Source organism: Candidatus Pelagibacter sp. Uisw_136 (assembly GCF_047720275.1).
Classification (GTDB): Bacteria; Pseudomonadota; Alphaproteobacteria; order Pelagibacterales; family Pelagibacteraceae; genus Pelagibacter.
On the sequence record NZ_CP159812.1, the window covers coordinates 496,332 to 517,835 of the forward strand.

The 21,504-nt window shown below is 29.5% G+C and carries 24 protein-coding genes and 3 tRNA genes; 23 read left to right on the forward strand and 4 right to left on the reverse strand.

Annotated features, from left to right (window positions below; translation table 11 throughout):
• Positions 1–55: 55 nt before the first annotated feature.
• From ABXT53_RS02565 to ABXT53_RS02575, 3 genes are all read left to right on the forward strand, one after another.
• A complete protein-coding gene (locus ABXT53_RS02565) occupies positions 56–1,513 on the forward strand; it encodes a cytosine permease (protein ID WP_415291091.1) in 1,458 nt (485 codons plus the stop codon).
• Between the two features lie 4 nt (positions 1,514–1,517).
• Positions 1,518–2,264 (forward strand): SDR family NAD(P)-dependent oxidoreductase, encoded by a 747-nt coding sequence (locus ABXT53_RS02570; RefSeq protein WP_415291093.1) that lies wholly within the window; start codon positions 1,518–1,520, stop codon positions 2,262–2,264.
• 199 nt (positions 2,265–2,463) lie between these two features.
• Positions 2,464–3,108: a DUF3047 domain-containing protein gene (locus tag ABXT53_RS02575; RefSeq protein ID WP_415291094.1), complete on the forward strand. Its 645-nt coding sequence runs from the start codon at positions 2,464–2,466 to the stop codon at positions 3,106–3,108.
• Positions 3,109–3,110: 2 nt separating this feature from the next.
• On the opposite strand, the gene ABXT53_RS02580 is transcribed toward ABXT53_RS02575, so the two are convergent.
• Complete coding sequence (locus tag ABXT53_RS02580) at positions 3,111–3,248, reverse strand: hypothetical protein (RefSeq protein WP_415272304.1); 138 nt, start codon at positions 3,246–3,248, stop codon at positions 3,111–3,113.
• Between the two features lie 58 nt (positions 3,249–3,306).
• On the opposite strand from ABXT53_RS02580, the gene ABXT53_RS02585 reads away from it, so the two are divergent.
• Positions 3,307–3,729 (forward strand): YbgC/FadM family acyl-CoA thioesterase, encoded by a 423-nt coding sequence (locus ABXT53_RS02585; protein ID WP_415291095.1) that lies wholly within the window; start codon positions 3,307–3,309, stop codon positions 3,727–3,729.
• Here ABXT53_RS02585 and ABXT53_RS02590 read toward each other — a convergent pair.
• Positions 3,719–4,417, reverse strand: a complete 699-nt coding sequence (locus ABXT53_RS02590) for a uracil-DNA glycosylase (protein ID WP_415291096.1) — start codon at positions 4,415–4,417, stop codon at positions 3,719–3,721. The two genes, ABXT53_RS02585 and ABXT53_RS02590, sit on opposite strands and share 11 nt — an antisense overlap.
• Between ABXT53_RS02590 and ABXT53_RS02595 the strand changes: the two genes are divergently transcribed.
• Genes ABXT53_RS02595 through ABXT53_RS02610 form a run of 4 tightly spaced genes read left to right on the forward strand, consistent with a single transcriptional unit; the run spans position 4,418 to position 7,019 of the window.
• A complete protein-coding gene (locus ABXT53_RS02595) occupies positions 4,418–5,638 on the forward strand; it encodes a hypothetical protein (protein ID WP_415291097.1) in 1,221 nt (406 codons plus the stop codon). It abuts the gene before it with no gap.
• A 29-nt stretch (positions 5,639–5,667) separates the two neighbouring features.
• Complete coding sequence (locus tag ABXT53_RS02600; RefSeq protein WP_415291098.1) at positions 5,668–6,189, forward strand: histidine phosphatase family protein; 522 nt, start codon at positions 5,668–5,670, stop codon at positions 6,187–6,189.
• A 54-nt stretch (positions 6,190–6,243) separates the two neighbouring features.
• Entirely contained in the window at positions 6,244–6,867 is a 624-nt protein-coding gene (locus tag ABXT53_RS02605) for a hypothetical protein (RefSeq protein ID WP_415291100.1), read from the forward strand.
• A 5-nt stretch (positions 6,868–6,872) separates the two neighbouring features.
• Positions 6,873–7,019: a hypothetical protein gene (locus tag ABXT53_RS02610; protein ID WP_415291102.1), complete on the forward strand. Its 147-nt coding sequence runs from the start codon at positions 6,873–6,875 to the stop codon at positions 7,017–7,019.
• Between the two features lie 4 nt (positions 7,020–7,023).
• Here the strand turns inward: ABXT53_RS02610 and ABXT53_RS02615 are convergent, their stop codons facing one another.
• Together ABXT53_RS02615 and ABXT53_RS02620 are read right to left on the reverse strand one after the other, a co-directional pair.
• Positions 7,024–7,200 (reverse strand): hypothetical protein, encoded by a 177-nt coding sequence (locus ABXT53_RS02615; protein ID WP_415291103.1) that lies wholly within the window; start codon positions 7,198–7,200, stop codon positions 7,024–7,026.
• Complete coding sequence (locus tag ABXT53_RS02620) at positions 7,197–7,445, reverse strand: DUF1289 domain-containing protein (RefSeq protein ID WP_415291104.1); 249 nt, start codon at positions 7,443–7,445, stop codon at positions 7,197–7,199. The genes ABXT53_RS02615 and ABXT53_RS02620 overlap by 4 nt, the downstream gene beginning before the upstream one ends.
• Positions 7,446–7,546: 101 nt before the next feature.
• Between ABXT53_RS02620 and ABXT53_RS02625 the strand changes: the two genes are divergently transcribed.
• The 15 genes from ABXT53_RS02625 (at position 7,547) to nuoH (ending at position 21,502) form a co-directional block, all read left to right on the forward strand.
• Positions 7,547–7,631: transfer RNA gene (locus ABXT53_RS02625), tRNA-Leu, on the forward strand.
• Positions 7,632–7,647: 16 nt separating this feature from the next.
• Positions 7,648–9,075 carry a trigger factor gene (tig, locus tag ABXT53_RS02630; protein ID WP_415291105.1) on the forward strand — a complete coding sequence of 476 codons (1,428 nt, stop codon included), beginning with the start codon at positions 7,648–7,650 and terminating at the stop codon, positions 9,073–9,075.
• Between the two features lie 31 nt (positions 9,076–9,106).
• Positions 9,107–9,718 carry an ATP-dependent Clp endopeptidase proteolytic subunit ClpP gene (gene clpP, locus ABXT53_RS02635; protein ID WP_415272313.1) on the forward strand — a complete coding sequence of 204 codons (612 nt, stop codon included), beginning with the start codon at positions 9,107–9,109 and terminating at the stop codon, positions 9,716–9,718.
• Positions 9,719–9,808: 90 nt separating this feature from the next.
• Positions 9,809–11,077: an ATP-dependent Clp protease ATP-binding subunit ClpX gene (clpX, locus tag ABXT53_RS02640; RefSeq protein WP_415286976.1), complete on the forward strand. Its 1,269-nt coding sequence runs from the start codon at positions 9,809–9,811 to the stop codon at positions 11,075–11,077.
• Between the two features lie 62 nt (positions 11,078–11,139).
• A complete protein-coding gene (lon, locus tag ABXT53_RS02645; protein ID WP_415291107.1) occupies positions 11,140–13,521 on the forward strand; it encodes an endopeptidase La in 2,382 nt (793 codons plus the stop codon).
• 83 nt (positions 13,522–13,604) lie between these two features.
• Positions 13,605–13,680, forward strand: a tRNA-Val gene (locus ABXT53_RS02650).
• A gap of 14 nt (positions 13,681–13,694) precedes the next feature.
• Positions 13,695–13,771: transfer RNA gene (locus ABXT53_RS02655), tRNA-Asp, on the forward strand.
• 86 nt (positions 13,772–13,857) lie between these two features.
• Positions 13,858–14,226 carry an NADH-quinone oxidoreductase subunit A gene (locus tag ABXT53_RS02660; protein WP_415278972.1) on the forward strand — a complete coding sequence of 123 codons (369 nt, stop codon included), beginning with the start codon at positions 13,858–13,860 and terminating at the stop codon, positions 14,224–14,226.
• An 11-nt stretch (positions 14,227–14,237) separates the two neighbouring features.
• Entirely contained in the window at positions 14,238–14,759 is a 522-nt protein-coding gene (locus ABXT53_RS02665) for a NuoB/complex I 20 kDa subunit family protein (RefSeq protein WP_415278973.1), read from the forward strand.
• Between the two features lie 5 nt (positions 14,760–14,764).
• Positions 14,765–15,373 (forward strand): NADH-quinone oxidoreductase subunit C, encoded by a 609-nt coding sequence (locus ABXT53_RS02670; protein WP_415291108.1) that lies wholly within the window; start codon positions 14,765–14,767, stop codon positions 15,371–15,373.
• Positions 15,357–16,532: an NADH-quinone oxidoreductase subunit D gene (locus ABXT53_RS02675; protein WP_415291109.1), complete on the forward strand. Its 1,176-nt coding sequence runs from the start codon at positions 15,357–15,359 to the stop codon at positions 16,530–16,532. The genes ABXT53_RS02670 and ABXT53_RS02675 overlap by 17 nt, the downstream gene beginning before the upstream one ends.
• Complete coding sequence (gene nuoE, locus ABXT53_RS02680; RefSeq protein ID WP_415291110.1) at positions 16,532–17,140, forward strand: NADH-quinone oxidoreductase subunit NuoE; 609 nt, start codon at positions 16,532–16,534, stop codon at positions 17,138–17,140. The genes ABXT53_RS02675 and nuoE overlap by 1 nt, the downstream gene beginning before the upstream one ends.
• Positions 17,133–18,464: an NADH-quinone oxidoreductase subunit NuoF gene (gene nuoF, locus ABXT53_RS02685; RefSeq protein WP_415286981.1), complete on the forward strand. Its 1,332-nt coding sequence runs from the start codon at positions 17,133–17,135 to the stop codon at positions 18,462–18,464. Before nuoE ends, nuoF begins: the two co-directional genes overlap by 8 nt.
• Positions 18,457–20,499, forward strand: coding sequence for an NADH-quinone oxidoreductase subunit NuoG (gene nuoG, locus ABXT53_RS02690; protein ID WP_415291111.1), 2,043 nt, complete (start codon positions 18,457–18,459; stop codon positions 20,497–20,499). The genes nuoF and nuoG overlap by 8 nt, the downstream gene beginning before the upstream one ends.
• 4 nt (positions 20,500–20,503) lie before the next feature.
• Complete coding sequence (gene nuoH, locus ABXT53_RS02695) at positions 20,504–21,502, forward strand: NADH-quinone oxidoreductase subunit NuoH (protein ID WP_415291112.1); 999 nt, start codon at positions 20,504–20,506, stop codon at positions 21,500–21,502.
• Positions 21,503–21,504: the final 2 nt, after the last annotated feature.

A 21,504-nucleotide genomic window follows, 5' to 3' on the forward strand; every position in this document is an offset into this window, starting at 1 on the left:
TTACAAATGAAAAAAAAAGATATTCCATTTTAACATATTAGTTTATTATTTGTTAATGATTCAGCGTAAAAATAAAATTAATCTTATTAACTGGGAGTTAGTGTCAGTTAACCCAAATGATAAAACTTGGGACTGGAAGGATATTTTTTGTTTTTGGGGCATCAATATACAAAGTGTTATTGCTTTTTCCTTAATAGCATCATTATACCTTGTCTATGACTTAAACGTTGTAGTTGTTTTTTTAGGATGTTTAATTGGATCTCTTCTAGTTTATTTTTTAGCTAACTTGATAGGAAAGCCATCTCAAAAATATGGTGTACCATTTCCTGTTATTTTAAGGACCTCATTAGGTGTGTTTGGGGCAAAATATTTTTCTTTAATAAGAGGCTTTGTTGGCATCTTTATGTTTGGAATACAAACATATTTTTTATCAAAAGCATTTAGTTACTTAATTAGAATATTTTTATTTTCTATTGATAATACTTTTCTTCAACATGATATTTTTTTAGTTTTTATTTCAGGTCTTAACATTATTGATTGGGCCTCTTTTTTAATAGCAATTCTATTACAATCTTTTTTATTTAGTAAAAGTCATAAATTTAATAAGTTAATTATTAATTATTCAGCAATCACTGTTTACTCTGGAATGTTGTTATTTTTTTTTGTTGTACTTCTTTTGGATGTTAAAGAGGTTTCAAGATCATTTGCTGATATTTTTACTTATAACAATATATTTCTTAAGAGTAATATTGCTCCTTTAATTACCGTAGTCGGAATAGTGTTTGCTTACTTTTCAATTATTCTTGTAAATTTTGGAGATTTTACTCGTTACGTTAAAAATGAAGAGGAATTAAAAAAAGGTAATTTGAGTTTATTTTTAAATCTTATTATATTCTCATTTTTTACTGTATTTATAGTTGTTGGGGCTGATGTAATTTTTCATCAAAAACTTGAGGATATTGGAAAGATACTTACAAATCCTACAGATATTATAGGAACTTTAGATAATATTATTATAACTGTAATAGTTTTATTTTTCATTATTATAGCTTCAGCCTCTACCAATCTAATTGCAAATTATGTGCCAGCTCAAAACTCTTTGTTAAATTTTTTTCCAAGTAAACTTAATTTAAAAACTTCTTCTTATATTATTGTTTTTTTTGGATTTATAATTGGTATTTTTTGGTTACCATTATTAAGTCAGATAGGAATTTTATCTTTTGTTGATACATTTGCTTCATTTTTTGGACCTCTTTTCGGTGTTATGATTATAGATTATTATTTAGTTAAAAAATCAAGCTTAGATAATAAGGATATTTTTTCAACAGAACCTGATGGAGCTTATTTTTATTCTAATGGATGGCATATAAAAACTATATATTCTATATCTTTAGGTTTTATTTTTGCTGCCTCAACAATTTGGAACGAAAGTTTAATGAACTTTAATTCTTATTCTTGGTTAATTGGTGCTTTTATCTCTTCATTGACTTACTATTTATTAGCAAGTAAATAATTTTATGCATCAATTTGATTTAAAAAATAAAACAGCAATTATAACGGGTGGAGCACAAGGTTTTGGCTTGGATATTGCTAAACGTTTTTTAAAGTCAGGAGCAAAAGCTATTATTTGGGATATAGATGAAGAAGAATTAAAGAAAGCTGTTAAAGCTGTAAACGATCCAGATCTTTCATATAATGTTGTTGATGTATCTGATTTTAAAAATGTCAAAGATACAGTTGATGAAATAGCAAAATCTTCAAATATTGATATTTTAATTAATAATGCAGGTATTACTGGGTCTACGTCTTCACTGTGGGATTATGATGTAGTTGAATGGAATAAAATAATAGAAATTAACTTAATGGGTACATTTAACTGTTGTAAATGTGTGGTTCCTTACATGATTAAAAATGATTATGGTAGAATAGTTAATGTTGCTTCGGTTGCTGGAAAAGATGGTAATGCAAATGCAAGCGCTTATAGTTCAGCAAAAGCAGGTGCCATTGGTTTAACAAAATCACTAGGAAAAGAACTGGCTGATAAGAATATAGCTGTTAATGCTGTCACTCCTGCAGGTGCTAAAACAAGAATATTAGACCAAATGTCAAAAGAACATGTAGCTAGAATGTTATCAAAAGTACCAAGGGGTAGATTTTTAGAAATTGAAGAATTTACGTCTCTAATTTGTTGGCTTTCATCTGAGGAAAACTCATTTTCAACAGCTGCTGTTTTTGATATCAGCGGTGGTAGATCTACTTATTAAGACTTATTGTTAAAGTTTTTAAATCAACTTTACTTTCTTTAGAGATTACAGGTGCAAGTAAAATTACTGACCAATAAATTAAAAGTACAAATATAGAAATTGATTTCATTCTCTTTAATAATATTAAATATCGATCTAAGATTGTTTAAAGTGTGTTCAAATGTTGTTTTTTAAAAAATTCTAGCTATACAGTTTTCTTATGTTAAGAAAGTTTATAATAACAACATTTTCTTCTTTTTTGCTTTTAACTAGTGTTAATGCTGAAAAAATTACTGTTTTTGATTTTACAGCCGAGGAATTCAAAACATTAAAAGTTAAAAAGGTTAAAGGGGAAACTACATGGACCTTAGATAAGAATGAAAAAGGTAATTTTATTAAAGCAAAAGCTGAAGGTAAAGGATCTGGCCTAGGTAAAGAAATCAAAATTGATCTACTAAAAACGCCTTTTATTAATATTACTTGGAAAGTTGAAAAAGATTTATCAGGCATAATAGAAAACAGTAAAAAAGGACACGATTATGCTGCAAGAGTATTTGTTATAAAAAAAACTGGTTCTACGGCCCTTTCTAATAGAGCTATAAATTATGTGTTTTCTAGCAATAATGAAGTAGGGAAAAACTGGCCTAGTCCATACACAAAAAAATCAATTGATTATGTTTTGTCAACAACTCAAGAAAACCTTGATACGTGGGTGACTGTTAAAGCTAATGTCAAGGAAGACTTTATGAAACTTCATGGAATAAATGTGGAAGATATATCTGGAGTTGCCATAATGACTGACACAGACAACTCAAAGTTAAAAGCTATATCTTATTATCAAGATATTTATTTTTCAGCAGAATAAGATTATTTAAATACTTTTTTAAGACCAATACTTAAAAAGGATAAAAGCACAGCCACAATTACATCTTCAATGGGTGCAGCATTCGGTACAGCAAAATTCCATAAAATAACACCAATTAACCAGATAATATAAACTTTCATTATGATGATTGTATCTTAGTTTAGTATTAAATATTATTTTTTTTGTTATTATATATGAATGCATGAAAATTTTTTTCACAATGTTAAAGTTTATTATGAAGATACAGATGCTGGGGGCATCGTGTATTATGCAAATTATTTAAAATTCCTTGAAAGAGCCCGTACAGAAGCTTTGGTCACATTAGGTTTTAATAATAAAAAAATTAAAGATGACTTTGGATCTCAAATTATAGTTAAGTCATGTAATATTGAATATAAAATTTCTGCTCATCTTGAAGATGAGCTATCGATAAGATCTTTTGTTAAATCAATTACAAAAACATCATTTTTTTTGTATCAATTTATCTCAAGGGGTGATGACTTAATAGTTGAAGCAAAAATTCATTTAGTTTTTGTTAATAAGGAGGGTAAACCCATGAAAATACCAGGTACTTTGTTTCAAGATTTTAAACCTTATTTTTGTGAGAGTATTAAGCTTTAGACTCCTTTTTAGCAACCCTAAGTAAACCTATCATTTTTTTTGTATCAATGACTTTAGTGTTAACGTTTCGTGGACTAGGGTGATAACAAGCAATTAAAATTTTCCCATCAGGTAAAATATATTTAATACCATGTTTAAATATAAATTTTTGCTTAATTAAAAAATTTTTTTTATAAAATTTAACACAATTATCAAAAGCAATTTTACCTAAACTTACTATAACTTTTAATTTTTTTAAATTTTTAATTTCATTATCAAAATAATTTGAACAATTATTTAACTCTTTATTTAGTGGTTTATCTTCAGGTGGAACACATTTTAAGATATTTGTTATATACGTACTATTAAGTTTTAAACCATCTTTGTTATGCGTGGAAGTTGATATATTGGATATACCAACCTTATAAAGACAGTTAAATAAAAAATCACCAGACTTATCTCCAGTAAAAACCCTGCCAGTTCTTGTCCCACCATGTGCAGCAGGGGCAAGGCCAACAATCATTAACTTAGCATCCGTATCTCCGAATCCAGGTACAGGTTTTCCCCAATAAATGTCATTTTTAAAATCTTTTTTCTTAGTTTGAGAAATTTTTTTTATAAAATCAATTAATCTTTTACATTTTTTACAATTTACTATATTTTTATTAAGCACTTTTAAATTATATAATTTATTTATTTTATCTTTCATATGATTAGCAACAAAACATTAAAGAATTTGATTTTATTTTTTTTAAGTATAATCACATTAAACTATTTGATTTTTTCTTATAGGTTTTTTGAGAGAGAGAATGGTTATATTTTAGGTGATTGGCTTGTTAATTACAATGCAGGCTTTGTTAAGCGTGGCTTTATTGGTTCAATTATACTAAAAATTAATGAATTTACTGGTATCGATTTAAAAATTTTAGCATTTTATTTGGTAAACAGTATTTTTATTTTTTTTATAATTCTTTTTTTTAAAAAGCTAAATACGAAAAATTTAAATACAATTTTTTTACTAATGTTATTTTCACCTGCTACTTTTTTGTTCAATTTTTATGATCCACTAGCGATTGGAAGAAAAGAAATTTTGTTTTTTACTTATTTCATGATTTACAATTATTTTTTTATTGATAACTCTATAAATATTAAAAAATATATTTTTGGCATCTTTGCTTTTATCTTAACTCTTACTCATGAAATGTTTTTTTTATTAATTCCTTTTATTTTTGTTGCTAAATATTTAAGATATAAATCATTTAAAATTAATTATTATTATTTTGAAATTTTTATACTTATTTTAAGCTCATTATCAATCTTTCTACTAATCTTTTATAATCAAACTGATCCTGAAACTTCAAAAATTCTTTGCAAAAGTTTAACCGATAGAAATTTAACAGGTGATATATGCTGGGGTGTAATTGGTGAATTTCAAACATCCCATAAACTTATTATAAATAAAGCTTTTATAAATGACCCACTTTATTTTAAATTATACTCTTTGTATCTCCTTTTAATATTGGGACCAATCATTGCCTTTTTGAGAAATTTTTTAAGCGTTGGATTTATAAAAATAATTTTTTTTATTTCAATTACTTTACTACCAATAATTTTTCTTTTTTTATTAGTCAATGATTGGGGTAGGTATCTTAATGTTTTTGCAATTATGTGGATGATTGTTTTTTTATTTCATTTACCTGATATTAAGGAATCTAATTATACATTTAAATTAAATGTTTTGAGTGCTGTATTTATTGTTATTTTTACTTCTTCTTGGTACATGCAACACTGTTGTCCAAAAAATTTTAATACTGGTTTTAATTATATGTACCAAAGAATTAATTTTCGCCTTAACGATAAATCACATGAAACTACAAGGTATGGAAAAGATATTATCAAACAAATAATCTTAAAAATTATCAATTATTAATCGTGTTCAGACTATTTTTACTTGTACTGATGTTTATAAATTCATCAATAAAAGTCAATTCAAAGGATAGTGTTGAAAAAATACTAAGTGAAGGTAGTAAAATAATATTTATAAGGCACAGTTATGCCCCTGGAAGTGGTGACCCAGATAATTTTGATTTATTAGATTGCTCCACCCAAAGAAACCTGAATGAAGTTGGTATTGCTCAGGCTATCAAACTGGGCAATTTTTTTTTAAAAAATAATATTAAAATTGATAAGGTCCTATCAAGTGAATGGTGTAGGTGTAAGGAAACAGCCATGTATGCCTTTAAAAAATTTGAGACTAAAAATTTTTTAAATTCATTTTTTAGTCAAAAATTTGCTTATAAGAAAGTTGAACAAATAAAAGAGTTAAAAGATTATATTGAAAACTGGGATAAAAAAGAAAACTTAATACTTGTAACACATTTTGTTGTGATTTCTGAAATTTTAAATCTATCAGTTTCATCTGGTGAAATCGTGATAATAAATAAAGACTTTAATATACTTGGACAATTTATGATAAAATAAAATTTATACTAAATTATCATGTATAATATAAATATTTTAAAGTTATATTATGTAATGTCTTCTCTAAAGAAATTAATTAAAAAAATTTTTTATAAAAACTCAAAGTATTCCCAAGCAGGCCAGGATTTATTTGCTCTTGAACTTTTTGGAGATAGTGGCTGTTATGTTGATATTGGTTCCGGTGTTCCAAAAAAAGACAGTAATACCTATTTGCTTGAAACCAAACATAAATGGAAAGGTTTTGGAGTTGAGATATTAAAAAATTACAAAGATACTTGGGATATGTGCCCTGAGAGAAAAAATAAGATATATTGGGAAGATGCTATAAGCTTTGATTATAAAAAAGCACTAATTGATAATAATCTTTCTAATGATATTGATTTTTTATCATGTGATATTGATCCACAGGAAAAAACCTTTTTAGCTTTAAAAAAAGTTTTACAAGATGGTATTAGCCCAAAACTTATTACATTCGAAACAGATTTTTATCGTGAAAAAATTAATTATTCATCTTTAGCTGATACCTTTCTCAAAAATTATGGATATAGTATTGCTGTTACCAATGTTTATTCAAGTTTAAATAAAAATAAAGTTTTTGAAACTTGGTTTGTTAAAAACTCTTTAAATTATAAAACTATTGATTATAGCTATTGGGTAAAGAAGGATTTTTTAAAATAAATTTTATGTCATCAAAAAAAGCAATGAAACTTGCACAGAAACAAGCATACGCAAAACATAGAAGTAATATCACTAATAATAAATTTGGATCAAAAAAAATTAATTTGATTAATAGATTAAATAAGACAAAAACTAATAATAAAAAATCTTAATTATCTAATTTTTTCTCTCTTCTTTATCTGCATAAAATAGTGAGATTAAGAAAATAATTGTCCATACAAATATTGAAATAGTTTTTATAAATGATGTTTCTGCACCCCAAACTTTTAAAAAAAAAGCACCAATTAAGATACCAAGTACATAAATTATAGTTGCTAGTGTTGTTTTATTCATTTAATTAAATTTTTTTTGTAAAGTGAAATTCCATTTTCAACTTTATGATTATAAGACTCTTTAAAACTTTCTAATTGCCAGCCACCCAGTCTTGCCTGGATATCAGTTAGATTAGATTTTTTCCATTCATCTGATGTTTCTTCTAATTTCCACATCTTTTTTTCCTCATTATTTCTACCACAACCATAACAGTATCCAGTTTGAGGATCTGTTTTACATATGCTTATACATGGAGAAACAATCATTTTTTTTAAATTATTAGTTAATATAATTGAATATCATTATATTTCATAATTATTCTCATTGGACAAATAGAATCTATCCTATATAAAGCCACAAGAATTGTGGGCGAATGGCGGAATTGGTAGACGCGCTGGTCTTAGGAACCAGTATTGAAAGATGTGAAGGTTCGAGTCCTTTTTCGCCTACCAACAAGTTGAAAAAATTATGAAAGTTACAGTAGAAAATAAAAAAGGTTTAAATAAAGACATTAAAGTCTTCATAGATAAAAAAACTATGAACTCTTATATGGATGAAAAATATGAAGAAATTAAAAATACTGTTAACTTAAAAGGTTTTAGACCTGGAAAAGTTCCTAAAGAAATTTTAAAAAGACAATTTGGTCAAGCAATTTTTAGTGAAGTGCTTGATAAAGTTCTTAAAGACACTTCAGTTAAAGCTTTGGAGGATAATAAAATTAAACCAGCAGGACAACCCAAGCTGGATCTTAAAACTTATGGTGAGGATAAAGATCTAGAATACGTAATGTCAGTAACAGAACTTCCAAAAGTTGAGCTTAAGTCTGTTGAAAATATTAAATATGATGAATATTCAGTTAAAATTGATGCAAATGAAACTGACAAAAGAATTAAAGAAATCGCAAAAAGTCAAAATAATTTTAAAGAAGTAGCAGCAGATGTTAAGGCAGTAGAAGAAAATTTAGTTATTTTTGACTACAAAGCAACAATTGATGGAAAAGATTTTACGGGTGGTGAAGGAAAAAATACTCAATTAATTTTAGGTAAAGATTTATTTATTAAGGGTTTTGACAAACAGCTATCTGGTGTTAAGAAAAATGATGAAAAATCTGTTGATGTTACTCTGCCTGAAAATTATCCACAAAAAGAATATGCAAATAAAAAAGCTAATTTTATTTGCAAGATTATAGAGGTTAAAAAATCAGAAGAGGTAAAAATAGATGATATTTTTGCTAAAAATTTAGGTGCAAAAGATCTTGCTGATTTAAAGGGGCTAGTTAGCAAACAAATCAATGATGAATACAAAAATTCCTTAGATAAGTTGGCTAAAACTCAAATCTTGAAGGAAATTGAAAACTTTAAAGTGGATGAAATTCCAGAAAATTTAATTGAAGAAGAAGTTAAGATTTTATCACAAGGTATGACAGAAGAAGATTCTAAAAAAAGTAGAAAAAATTTTGAAGAAATTGCTAAAAAAAGAATTAAAGTTGGATTAATCTTAAATGAATTTGGTGAACAAAATAAAATTAAAGTAACCGAACAGGAAGTTCAAGCTGAAGTTCAAAAACAACTTAGAATGATGCCTGGTCAAGAAAAGATGGTAATGGAATTTTACCAAAAAAATCCTTCAGCATTAGCCAGTTTAAGAGGAACTGTGTATGAGGAAAAAATTATTGATCTAATAAAAACTAAAGCGAAAGCATCTAAAAAAGAAATTAGCAAAGAAGAAGCAGAAAAAATCTTAAAAGAACATCAAAAACAAGATCATAATCATGAACATGACCATGACCACAATCATCCTGAGGAAAAAAAAGCTTCAAAATCTGCTAAAATTGAAAAAAAGCCAGAACCTTCCGCATCTAAAAAACCTTCAGCAAAAAAAGTTAGTAAAAAGTAATCACAAGTTGTATAAGTAAAAGAATCAACTTATGACAACAAACTTATTAGATCAGATGAACACCCTAGTACCAATGGTTGTTGAGCAATCAAATAAAGGTGAGAGAGCTTATGATATTTATTCAAGACTTCTTAAAGAGAGAATTATTTTTTTAGTAGGACCAATAAATGATAACGTCGCATCTTTAGTTACAGCTCAACTATTATTTTTAGAGTCTGAAGATCCAAAAAAAGAAATTAATCTATATATTAACAGTCCTGGAGGACTAGTGACTGCAGGTCTTGGAATTTATGATACCATGCAATATATTAAGCCAGATGTTTCAACTTTATGTATTGGTCAAGCGGCATCAATGGGTTCATTTTTATTAGCCGCAGGTAAGAAAGGTAAAAGATTTTCTTTACCAAATTCTAGAATTATGGTCCACCAACCTTCGGCTGGTTTTCAAGGACAAGCTACTGATATAGAGATCCATGCCAATGAAGTTATGGATTTAAAGAAAAGACTTAATGAAATTTACTCAAAACATACTGGAAAATCAGTTGATGATGTGAAGAAAGCACTAGAACGTGATAACTTTATGAAGCCAGATACTGCAAAAGAGTTTGGTTTGATTGACGCAGTAGTCGAAAATAGATCTTAATACACTACATCTTGACACCCCACTAAACTGATACTTGATTAATATAAGTCATCTATATTAAGGTATCCTAATTGATTCGTTTATAAATTTATGACAACAAATAATAAAAATATTCTTTACTGTTCTTTTTGTGGCAAGAGCCAGCACGAAGTTAGAAAACTTATTGCAGGTCCAACTGTATTTATATGTGATGAGTGCGTTGAGCTATGCATGGATATCATCAAAGAAGAAAGCAAAGATACATTTGTTAAACATCAAGATGGATTACCACCACCAAAAGAAATTTGTGCTGTATTAGATGATTATGTTATTGGACAACCTCATGCAAAAAAAGTTTTATCAGTTGCTGTTCATAATCATTATAAAAGACTTAATTACGAGAGCAAAACAAGTAAAACAGTTGAACTTTCAAAATCAAACATTCTTTTAGTTGGTCCAACAGGTTGTGGAAAAACTTTATTAGCTCAAACATTAGCAAGAATTCTTGATGTTCCATTTACAATGGCAGATGCAACCACTTTAACTGAAGCAGGTTATGTTGGTGAAGATGTTGAAAACATAATTTTAAAATTATTACAAGCTGCTGATTACAACGTTGAAAAAGCACAACGTGGAATTGTATATATAGATGAAGTTGATAAGATTAGCAGAAAGTCAGAAAACCCTTCTATTACAAGAGATGTATCTGGAGAGGGTGTGCAACAAGCACTATTAAAGATTATGGAAGGGACGGTAGCAAGTGTTCCACCTCAAGGAGGAAGAAAGCATCCACAACAAGAATTTTTACAAGTAGATACTACAAACATTTTATTTATTTGTGGGGGAGCATTCGCTGGCTTAGATAAAATAATATCTCAAAGAGATAAAGGTACATCAATTGGATTTGGTGCAAATGTTAAAAAAACAGATGATAAAAAAACAGGTGAATGGATGAAAACTTTAGAACCTGAAGATTTGTTAAAGTATGGTTTAATCCCAGAATTTATTGGCAGACTTCCAATGATAGCGACATTAGAAGATCTTGATGAAAAGACTTTAGTTAAAATATTACAAGAACCAAAAAACTCACTAATTAAACAATACCAAGAATTATTTAAACTAGATGGAGCCAAGTTAAGCTTTAAAGAAAATGCGATTAAAGAGATTGCACAAAAAGCAATTAACAAGAAAACTGGGGCTAGAGGCCTTAGATCAATCTTAGAAAATATTTTATTAAAAACAATGTACGATCTTCCAAGTCAAGACAATGTGGAGGAAGTTATTGTAGACGCTAGTGCGGCCAAAGGACTATCTCAACCAATCATAGTTCATTCAAAAAATAGTAGCAAAACTAAGACTGAAAAAACTTCAGCTGCTTAATCTCACGTTAATAAGTAATAAATAGCTATTGCAATATCATATTTAATCTCCATATTTAGAGTATGGATGTTAAAATTGAACGACCTTTATTACCGTTAAGAGATATTGTTGTATTTCCAAATATGGTTATTCCTTTATTTGTAGGTAGAGATAAATCTATTGCTGCTTTAAATGAGGTTATGAAAAAGGACAAAAAAATTGTTCTAGTTACACAAAAAAATTCAGAAATAGACGATCCAAAAAAGACTGATGTTTTTATGCATGGTTGTGAAGGTAATATTTTACAATTATTAAAATTACCAGATGGCACAGTAAAAGTTTTAGTTGAAGGAAGTAAAAGAGTAAAAATCTTAGATTTTAAAGATAATGAGAAATTTATTATTTGTGAATACGCTCATCATCATGATGTGGTAACTAAAGATGAAGACTTGATACCATTAGCAATGACTGCTGTAAGAAGATTAGAAAAACTAACTTCAATTAACAAAAAAATATCAAGTGAAACAATTAATAATATTAAAAAACTAACTGATGCATCACACATTGCTGACAATATTGCATCTCACTTAACGGCCACTATTTCAGAGAAACAACAAATTTTTGAAACTATAGATGTTAAGAAAAGACTTAATTCTATAATTAAAATAATGGAGAATGAAACTAGTATTATTGGAGTTGAAAAAAGAATTAGAGGCAGGGTTAAAACTCAAATGGAAAAAACTCAAAGAGAATATTATTTAAATGAACAGCTTAAAGCTATCCAAAAAGAATTAGGTGAAATTGAAGATGGAAAAGATGAGACATCAAGTTTAAATAAATTAATTATTAAAGCAAAAATGCCAAAAGATGTTGAAAAGAAATGTATGGCTGAGCTTAAAAAATTAAAAAATATGAGTCCAATGTCTGCTGAGGCTACTGTTGTTAGAAATTATCTTGATTGGATGACAGATCTACCTTGGTATAAAAAAGACCAGGTTGATATAGATCTTAAGAAGGCGCTCGCAGTTCTTGATGCTGATCATTTTGGTTTAGAAAAAGTTAAAGAAAGAATTATTGAATTTTTAGCAGTCCAAAAAAGAATGGAAAAAATTAAAGGCCCAATTTTATGCTTAGTTGGACCTCCAGGTGTTGGCAAAACATCATTAGGAAAATCTATTGCGAAAGCTACTAATAGAGAATTTGTAAGAGTTTCAGTTGGTGGTATGAGAGATGAAGCTGAAATAAGAGGTCATAGAAGAACTTACATTGGTTCTTTACCTGGTAAAATTATTCAAATGATGAAAAAAGCAGGTACAAAAAATCCACTTATTCTTCTTGATGAAATAGACAAAATTGGAAATGATTATAGAGGTGATCCATCTTCTGCTTTATTGGAAGCATTAGATCCAGAACAAAATTCTACATTTAATGATCATTATTTAGAAGTTGATTATGACTTATCTGATGTCATGTTTGTTACTACAGCTAATACTTTAAATATCCTGCCACCATTATTAGACAGAATGGAAGTAATTAGATTGGCTGGTTATACAGAAGATGAAAAAATTAATATTGCAAATAAGTATCTGCTTCCTAAACAAATTAAAGATAATGGAGTTAAAGAAAAAGAAATGACTTTATCTGAGGATATTATTAAAGAAATTATCCAAAGTTATACAAAAGAGTCTGGTGTAAGAAACTTAGAAAGAGAAATTTCAAAAGTAGCTAGAAAAGTTGTTAAGAAGGTAGTTTCTGGCGAAGAAAAAGAAGTTAAAATTAATTTAAAAAATTTACCTGATTATTTAGGAATTCAAAAATTTAAATTTGGTGAACTTGAAAGTGAAGATAAAATTGGCGTTGTCACAGGTTTAGCGTGGACTGAATATGGTGGGGAAATTCTTAAAATTGAAACTGTCATAATGCCAGGAAAAGGTAGAATGCAAATTACTGGTAAACTTGGAGATGTGATGCAGGAATCTATCAAGGCTGCAAAATCTTTCATTAGATCAAAAAGTTTAGATTATGGAATTATTCCTCCCTTGTTTGAAAAAAAAGATTTTCATATTCATGTTCCAGAAGGAGCAACACCTAAAGACGGCCCTTCAGCAGGTATTGGAATGGTCACTTCAATAGTTTCTGCAATCACAAATAATCCTGTCAGAAGAGATGTTGCAATGACTGGTGAGGTGACATTAACAGGTCAAGTATTGCCAATTGGTGGATTAAAAGAAAAACTATTAGCAGCACATAGAGCTGGAATAAAACAAGTTATAATTCCTAAAGAAAATGAAAAAGATCTTGTTGATATGCCTAAGAAGATTACTGATGATATAAAAATTACTCCAGTTGAGCATGCTGATGAAGTATTAAAAATAGCATTAACTAAAGAGTTAAAAAGAGTTGAGTGGGTAGAGGTTGATAAAATTTCTCAATCTGAAGGTAAATCTCAAGCAAGTATTCAATAATTACCAATTTACATCCTTTTCTGTTTAATATCTGTTTTGACTTTCATAAATAATTGTTATAACTAAACGATAATTTTGGTTTAGGGTGGTTAGCTCAGCTGGTAGAGCATCTCGTTTACACCGAGGGGGTCAAAGGTTCGAGTCCTTTACTACCCACCAAAATTAGTAAAAGTGGGGGTGTAGCTCAGTTGGTTAGAGCGATCGCCTGTCACGCGATAGGTCGAGGGTTCGAGTCCCTTCACTCCCGCCACTTTTTTAGTCTATTTTATGTGAATATCACATATATTGTGACGTAAGAGCACTTCAACATGATATAAAAACTGCTATATAGACTTCATGCTTTCAGAATTTTTAAAAGATTATCTGCCTATTATATTATTTTTAATAATAGCCCTTGCCTTGAGTTGTGCTTTTGTAGTAATTAATTTAATTCTTTCACCAAAACATCCTGATCCAGAAAAATTATCAGCATATGAATGTGGATTTGAACCTTTCGAAGATTCAAGGATAGAATTTGATGTTAGATTTTATTTAGTGGCAATCCTTTTTATAATTTTTGATCTTGAGATAGCCTTTCTTTTTCCTTGGGCAATCTCTTTAGGAAATATAGGTCTGTTAGGTTTTTCTTCAATGATGATTTTTTTATTTATACTTACAATTGGTTTTATTTATGAGTGGAGAAAAGGTGCTCTAGATTGGGAATAAAATTTTAAACTATGAATTTAGAAAATAAAAATAAAGAAATTCCAGAAGAATTTAAACAACTTTCTGAAGATTTTAGTAAAAATGGCTTTATAACAACTTCTCTTGATAATTTAATAAACTGGTCAAGAGCTGGATCCTTACATTGGATGACTTTTGGTTTAGCATGTTGTGCAGTTGAGATGATGCAAACAGCAATGCCCAGGTATGATTTAGAAAGATTTGGTGCTGCACCAAGAGGTTCACCAAGACAATCTGATGTGATGATAGTGGCTGGAACTTTAACCAATAAGATGGCTCCAGCTTTAAGAAAAGTTTATGATCAAATGCCAGAACCGAGATATGTTATTTCCATGGGAAGCTGTGCAAATGGTGGAGGTTATTATCACTATTCATACTCTGTAGTTCGTGGATGTGATAAAATAGTTCCAGTAGATATATATGTACCTGGTTGTCCGCCATCTGCTGAAGCATTGCTTTATGGTATTATGCAGTTACAAAAAAAAATTAGAAACAAAGGATCTTTTGAAAGATAATTTATATGCAAAATTTAATAGATCTTGAAAAAAAAATTAACTCAGAGCTTACCACTAAGATTAAAAAAACTGAGATTAGACATGATCAACTATATATCACTATTGATAATGAAGATTTAATAGATGTTACTTTACATATAAAGAATAACGAAAATACAAAATTTAGACAGTTAATTGATATTACTGTTGTTGATTACCCAGAAAACACTCAACGTTTTAAAGTTGTGTATTTATTTTTAAGTCATGAATTTAATCAGCGAATTATATTAAGTTATTTAATAAATGAAAATGAAGTTATACCATCTTTAACCCCCATTTATCCTGCAGCAAACTGGATGGAACGTGAAGTTTTTGATATGTATGGAGTTAAATTTAAAGATCATCCTGATTTAAGAAGAATACTTACTGATTATGATTTTGAAGGGCATCCTTTGAGAAAAGATTTCCCTTTAACTGGTCATACCGAGGTTAGATATAGTGAAGATCAAAAAAAGGTAATCAAAGAACCAGTTAAATTAGAACAAAATTATAGAAATTTTGATTATGAAAGTCCCTGGGAGGGAACAAAATACATAAAAAAACAGACAGATCTTGATAATGACAAAAAAAACTAAAACTCTAAATCTTAATTTTGGACCTCAACACCCAGCCGCTCATGGTGTTTTAAGATTAATTTTAGAATTAGATGGTGAAGTTGTTGAAAAAGCAGATCCACATATTGGATTATTACATCGTGGTACTGAAAAATTAATAGAAAACAAAACATACATGCAAGCTGTACCTTATTTTGACAGACTTGATTATGTTGCTCCTATGAACCAAGAGCATGCTTTTGCATTAGCTATAGAGAAAATTTTAAAGATTAATGTTCCCATTAGAGCACAATTTATAAGAGTTATGTTTTGTGAGATTGGAAGAATTTTAAGTCACATATTAAATGTAACAACTCAAGCATTAGATGTTGGTGCGTTAACTCCTTCATTGTGGGGTTTTGAAGAGCGTGAAACTTTAATGACTTTTTATGAAAGAGCCTCAGGCTCAAGATTACATGCTAATTATTTTAGAGCAGGTGGAGTTCATCAAGATTTACCAATGGGGTTAGAAGAAGATATAGGTAAATTTTGTGTGTCGTTTCCTAAAATAATCGATGATCTTGAAACATTATTGACTGACAATAGAATATTTAAACAACGAAATGTTGATATTGGAATCGTTACTAAAGAAGATGCATTAGACTACTCTTTTAGTGGCGTCATGATTAGAGGTTCTGGTGTTCCTTGGGATTTAAGAAAATCACAACCATATGAGTGTTATGAGCAGTTAGAATTTAAAATACCTGTTGGAAAAAATGGAGATTGTTATGATAGATATTTATGTAGAATAGATGAAATGAGAGAGAGCGTTTCCATAATCAAACAATGTCTTGCTAAAATGACAAAAGGACCAGTTAAATCGTCCGATGGAAAGATTAGTCCACCACCCAAAAAGGAAATCAAACAATCTATGGAAGCTTTAATTCATCATTTCAAACTATTTACGGAAGGCTATCGTGTTGATAAAGATGAAATTTATACAGCCGTTGAAGCTCCTAAAGGTGAGTTTGGTGTTTACCTAATATCTGATGGTTCTAGCAAGCCATATAAGTGTAAAATAAGAGCCCCAGGATTTTCTCATTTGGCTGCAATGGATTACCTGATTAAAGGTCATATGCTTGCTGATGTGCCTGCTGTATTAGGCTCACTAGATATAGTTTTTGGAGAGGTAGATAGATAATGAGTTTAAGAAGACCTTCAAAAGAACAGCCTGAGAATTTTGATTTTAATCCAGCCTCATTAGAAGCTGCCAAATTAATTATTGCAAAATATCCAAAGGATAAACAGCAAAGTGCAGTAATGGCTTTACTTTATATAGCGCAGAAACAAAACAGTAACTGGATTCCTTTGGCTGCCATGAAGTACATTGGTAAGCTTTTAGATATGCCTTATATAAAAGTTTACGAAGTGGCAACATTTTATACAATGTATAATCTAGCTCCAGTTGGTAAACATTTTATACAAGTTTGCACAACTACACCATGTATGATTAGAGGTGCTTATAAACTTGTTGAAGCGTGCAAAGAAAAAATTTCTGAAAATGAAAATGAATTATCAAAAGATCAAAGCTGTTCTTGGATGGAAGTTGAGTGTTTAGGAGCTTGTGTTAATGCACCCATGTTACAGATCAATGATGATTATTATGAAGATTTAGATAAAGAAAAGACTTTAAAAATTTTAGATAAGATCCTAACAGGTGATACACCTAAACCAGGATCTTATAGAGGTCGCTTAAACAACGAACCTGAAAATAATAGAAAAACACTTATGGATTTAAAAAATGCTTAAAGACGAAGATAGAATATTTCAGAATTTATATAATGATAAGGGTTCAGATGTTGAGTCTTCAAGAAAAAGAGGTGACTGGACAAATACTAAAGATTTAATTGATAAAGGTAGAGATTGGATAATAACTGAAGTTAAAGCCTCAGAACTTAGAGGAAGAGGAGGTGCTGGATTTCCAACTGGTTTAAAGTGGTCTTTTGCACCAAAAGAACTAGGTTCAAGACCTCATTATCTGGTTATAAATGGAGATGAGTCAGAACCAGGTACCTGTAAGGATAGAGATATTTTAAGATTTGAACCTCATAAATTAATAGAAGGATGCTTGATTGCTGCATACGCTGTGCAAGCTCATGTTTGTTATATTTATATAAGAGGCGAGTACTTTATAGATGGAGAAAAACTTCAAGCAGCAATTGATGAAGCTTATGAAAAAAATTTAATAGGAAAAAATGCATCTGGAACAGGTTGGGATTTAGATATTTATATTCACTACGGAGCAGGAGCTTATATATGTGGAGAAGAAACAGCTTTACTTGAGAGCATAGAAGGTAAAAAGGGTCAACCTAGATTAAAACCACCTTTCCCTGCTTTAATTGGTTTATACGGTTGCCCAACTATAATTAACAATGTCGAAACTATAGCAGTTGTTCCAACAATATTAAGAAGAGGTGGAAAATGGTTTGCATCTTTAGGAAAAGCAAAAAATACAGGTACTAAAATTTTCTGTATTTCTGGAAACGTCAATAACCCATGTAATGTTGAAGAGGAAATGAGTATATCTCTTAAAGAACTAATTGAAGTTCATGCTGGAGGTGTAATTGGAGGATGGGAAAATTTACAAGCTGTAATACCTGGTGGCTCATCAATGCCTTTAATACCACAAAAAACCTGTGAAACTTTAACGATGGATTTTGATTCATTAATGGCAGAAAAAAGTGGACTAGGAACTGCAGGTATTGTTGTTATTAATAAAGATCAAGACATAATTAAATGCATGGCAAGAATTGCTAGATTTTATAAACATGAAAGTTGTGGTCAATGTACACCTTGTAGAGAAGGTACAGGGTGGATGTGGAGAATGCTTGAAAGAATGGCTAAAGGTGAAGCATCAAGAGATGAAGTTGATATGTTGGGAGATGTAACAAATCAAATTGCGGGACACACTATTTGTGCTTTTGGTGAGGGTTCTTCATGGCCTGTACAAGGATTATTAAGACATTTTAAAAAAGAGATTGAGGATAGAAATAATCTTAACCCAACTATAAAAAAAGAAAAAAATATTCCCTATTTAGTAGATCAACACTTATTGGATAAAAAAAATGCTTAAATTAAAAGTAAATGAAATTGATATAGAAGTTGAAGAGGGGCTAACTGTACTTCAAGCTTGTGAAAAAGCTGGAGTTGAAATCCCAAGATTTTGTTATCATGAAAAATTATCAATAGCAGGAAATTGTAGAATGTGTTTAGTAGAATTAGAAAAATCTCCCAAACCTGTAGCCTCATGTGCCATGCCAGCATCAGAAGGAATGAATATTAAAACAAATACTGAGTTTGTTGAAAAAGCAAGAAAAGGAGTCATGGAATTTTTGTTGGCTAACCACCCGTTGGATTGTCCTGTTTGTGATCAAGGAGGTGAGTGTGATTTACAAGATCAATCTATGTTTTATGGTGTTGATAAGTCTAGATACAAAGAAAATAAAAGAGAAGTCTCTGAAAAAAATATGGGACCTTTAATCAAAACACAAATGACTAGATGCATACATTGTACTAGATGTGTTAGATTTGCTACAGAAGTTGCCGGTGTAACAGAGATTGGAGCCATAGGTAGAGGTGAGGATATGGAAATTACAACATATCTTGAGCAATCTATGCAATCAGAATTATCAGCTAATGTTGTAGATTTATGTCCTGTTGGTGCCTTAACATCTAAACCCTATGCATTTGAGGCTAGACCCTGGGAATTAAAGAAGACTGAATCTATTGATGTAATGGACGCTATTGGTTCAAATATAAGAGTTGATACCTATGGTTGGGAAGTAAAAAGAATTTTACCAAGAATTAACGAAGATATTAACGAAGAATGGATTTCAGATAAAACAAGATATGCTTGTGATGGTTTGTTAAATCAACGTTTGGATACCCCTTATATAAAATATAACGGTAAATTTGAGAAAGCATCGTGGAATGAAGTTTTTAATATAATTAAGTCCAAGTTTAAAAATGCTGACAAAGATAAAATATGTGGAATGTCTGGTGATCTAATTAATATGGAATCACTCTATATATTTAAAGAGTTTTTCAATAAAACGCTTGGTTCATATAATGTAGAATCGAGAAGTGATCACACATATTTAAATTCTAAAAAAAGAGAAAATTATTTATTCAATTCAACAATTAATGGAATAGAAGAAGCAGATTTTATATTACTCATAGGAAGTAACCCCAGGTATGAAGCAACAATTTTAAATGCGCGTATTAGAAAAGCATACTTACAAAATAAAACAAAAATAATTTCTTTAAATGATGTTGGTGATCTAACTTACCCATATGAGTCTTTAGACGGTGATATTGAAAATATTAAAAAAATTACAGAAGATAGTCATGAAGTATCAAGTCTAATTAAAGAGGCAAAAAAACCGTTAATTATCTTTGGTCAGTCATCTCTTAAAACTAAATCTGCGAAATATATTTTTGAATCTGTTAAATCTTTTTTAAAAAAAAATAATAAAATGTCAGATGAATGGAATTCTTTAAATACAATTTCAGAAAATGCATCTACAGTTGGCAGCTTTGATTTAGGATTATATAAAACAGTAGATGGTTCAAATGAAGTGCTAAAAGATTTAGAAAATCACATGTTTGAAATTGTTTACTTATTGGGAGTAGATAATCTTAAATTTGAAAAAAAGAATGAATTTGTAATTTATCAAGGAAGTCATGGAGATAAAGGAGCTGAGATTGCAGATATTATACTTCCAGGGGCTGCATACACAGAGCAAAATGGTTACTTTACAAACTTAGAAGGTAAAATACAAAAAGCTTATAAAGCCTCCTTTCCACCAGAAGAAGCTAAAGAAGACTGGTTAATAATTAATGAATTAGCAGAAACAATGAATCATAGAAAATTATTTAATGATAAAGATGAGTTGGACAGTAGTTTACTTAACCACATTAATTTATTTATTGAAAAAGATAAATCTATTAAATCTTCTACAGTTGAAAATGTAGAATTTAAGAAACAGATTTTAAAAGTTGAGAATGAAGATTATTATTACTCAAATGCAATAGCAAGAGCCTCAAAGACAATGCTTGAATGCAAAACAGCTAAAGTTAATTTAAAATTAACAGGTACAGAAGGTTAATAAAATGGAATATTTAAGTATAATTTTTTCAGAGACATATAAAATCTTATTTTTATTAGTACCAGTTCTTGTTTCTGTAGCGATGATTGTTTGGCTTGATCGTCGTATTTGGGCATTTGTTCAAAAAAGACAGGGACCAAATGTTGTAGGACCTTTTGGTTTACTTCAATCTTTGGCTGATGCATTAAAATATATGTTTAAAGAAGTTATTATTCCTTCAAGCTCTAATAAAGTAATCTTTATATTAGCTCCAATTGTCACCATGACTTTGGCTTTAATCTCTTGGGCAGTTATTCCGTTTAGTGCAACTCAAGTATTGGCTGACATTAATGTTGGTATTCTCTATTTATTTGCAGTTTCATCATTGGGTGTTTATGGAATTATTATGGGTGGATGGGCCTCAAATTCAAAATATCCTTTTTTAGGTGCAATTAGATCAGCAGCTCAAATGGTATCTTACGAAGTTTCAATCGGTGTTATTATAATTAATGTTTTGCTTTGTGTGGGTTCGTTAAACTTAAATGATATAGTGATGGCACAAGAAAACTTATGGTTCGTTATTCCATTATTTCCAATGTTTGTAATTTTTTTTATCTCTGCTTTGGCGGAAACAAATCGACCACCGTTTGACTTACCAGAAGCTGAAGCTGAACTTGTTGCAGGATATCAAACTGAATATTCTGGAATGATGTATGCAATGTTTTGGTTAGGCGAGTATGCAAACATTCTTCTTATGTGTGCAATGGGATCAGTTCTATTTTTAGGTGGATGGCTTTCGCCTATAGATTTATTTCCTTTTAATGTAATTCCTGGAGCTATATGGTTAATCTTAAAGATACTATTTCTTTTTATACTCTTTGCTTTAGTGAAGGCAATTGTTCCAAGATATAGATATGATCAGTTAATGAGATTAGGCTGGAAAATTTTTTTACCTTTATCGCTAACATGGGTAGTTCTTACAGCGAGTTTTTTATTTTATTTTAACCTTTTACCGACAAATTAATT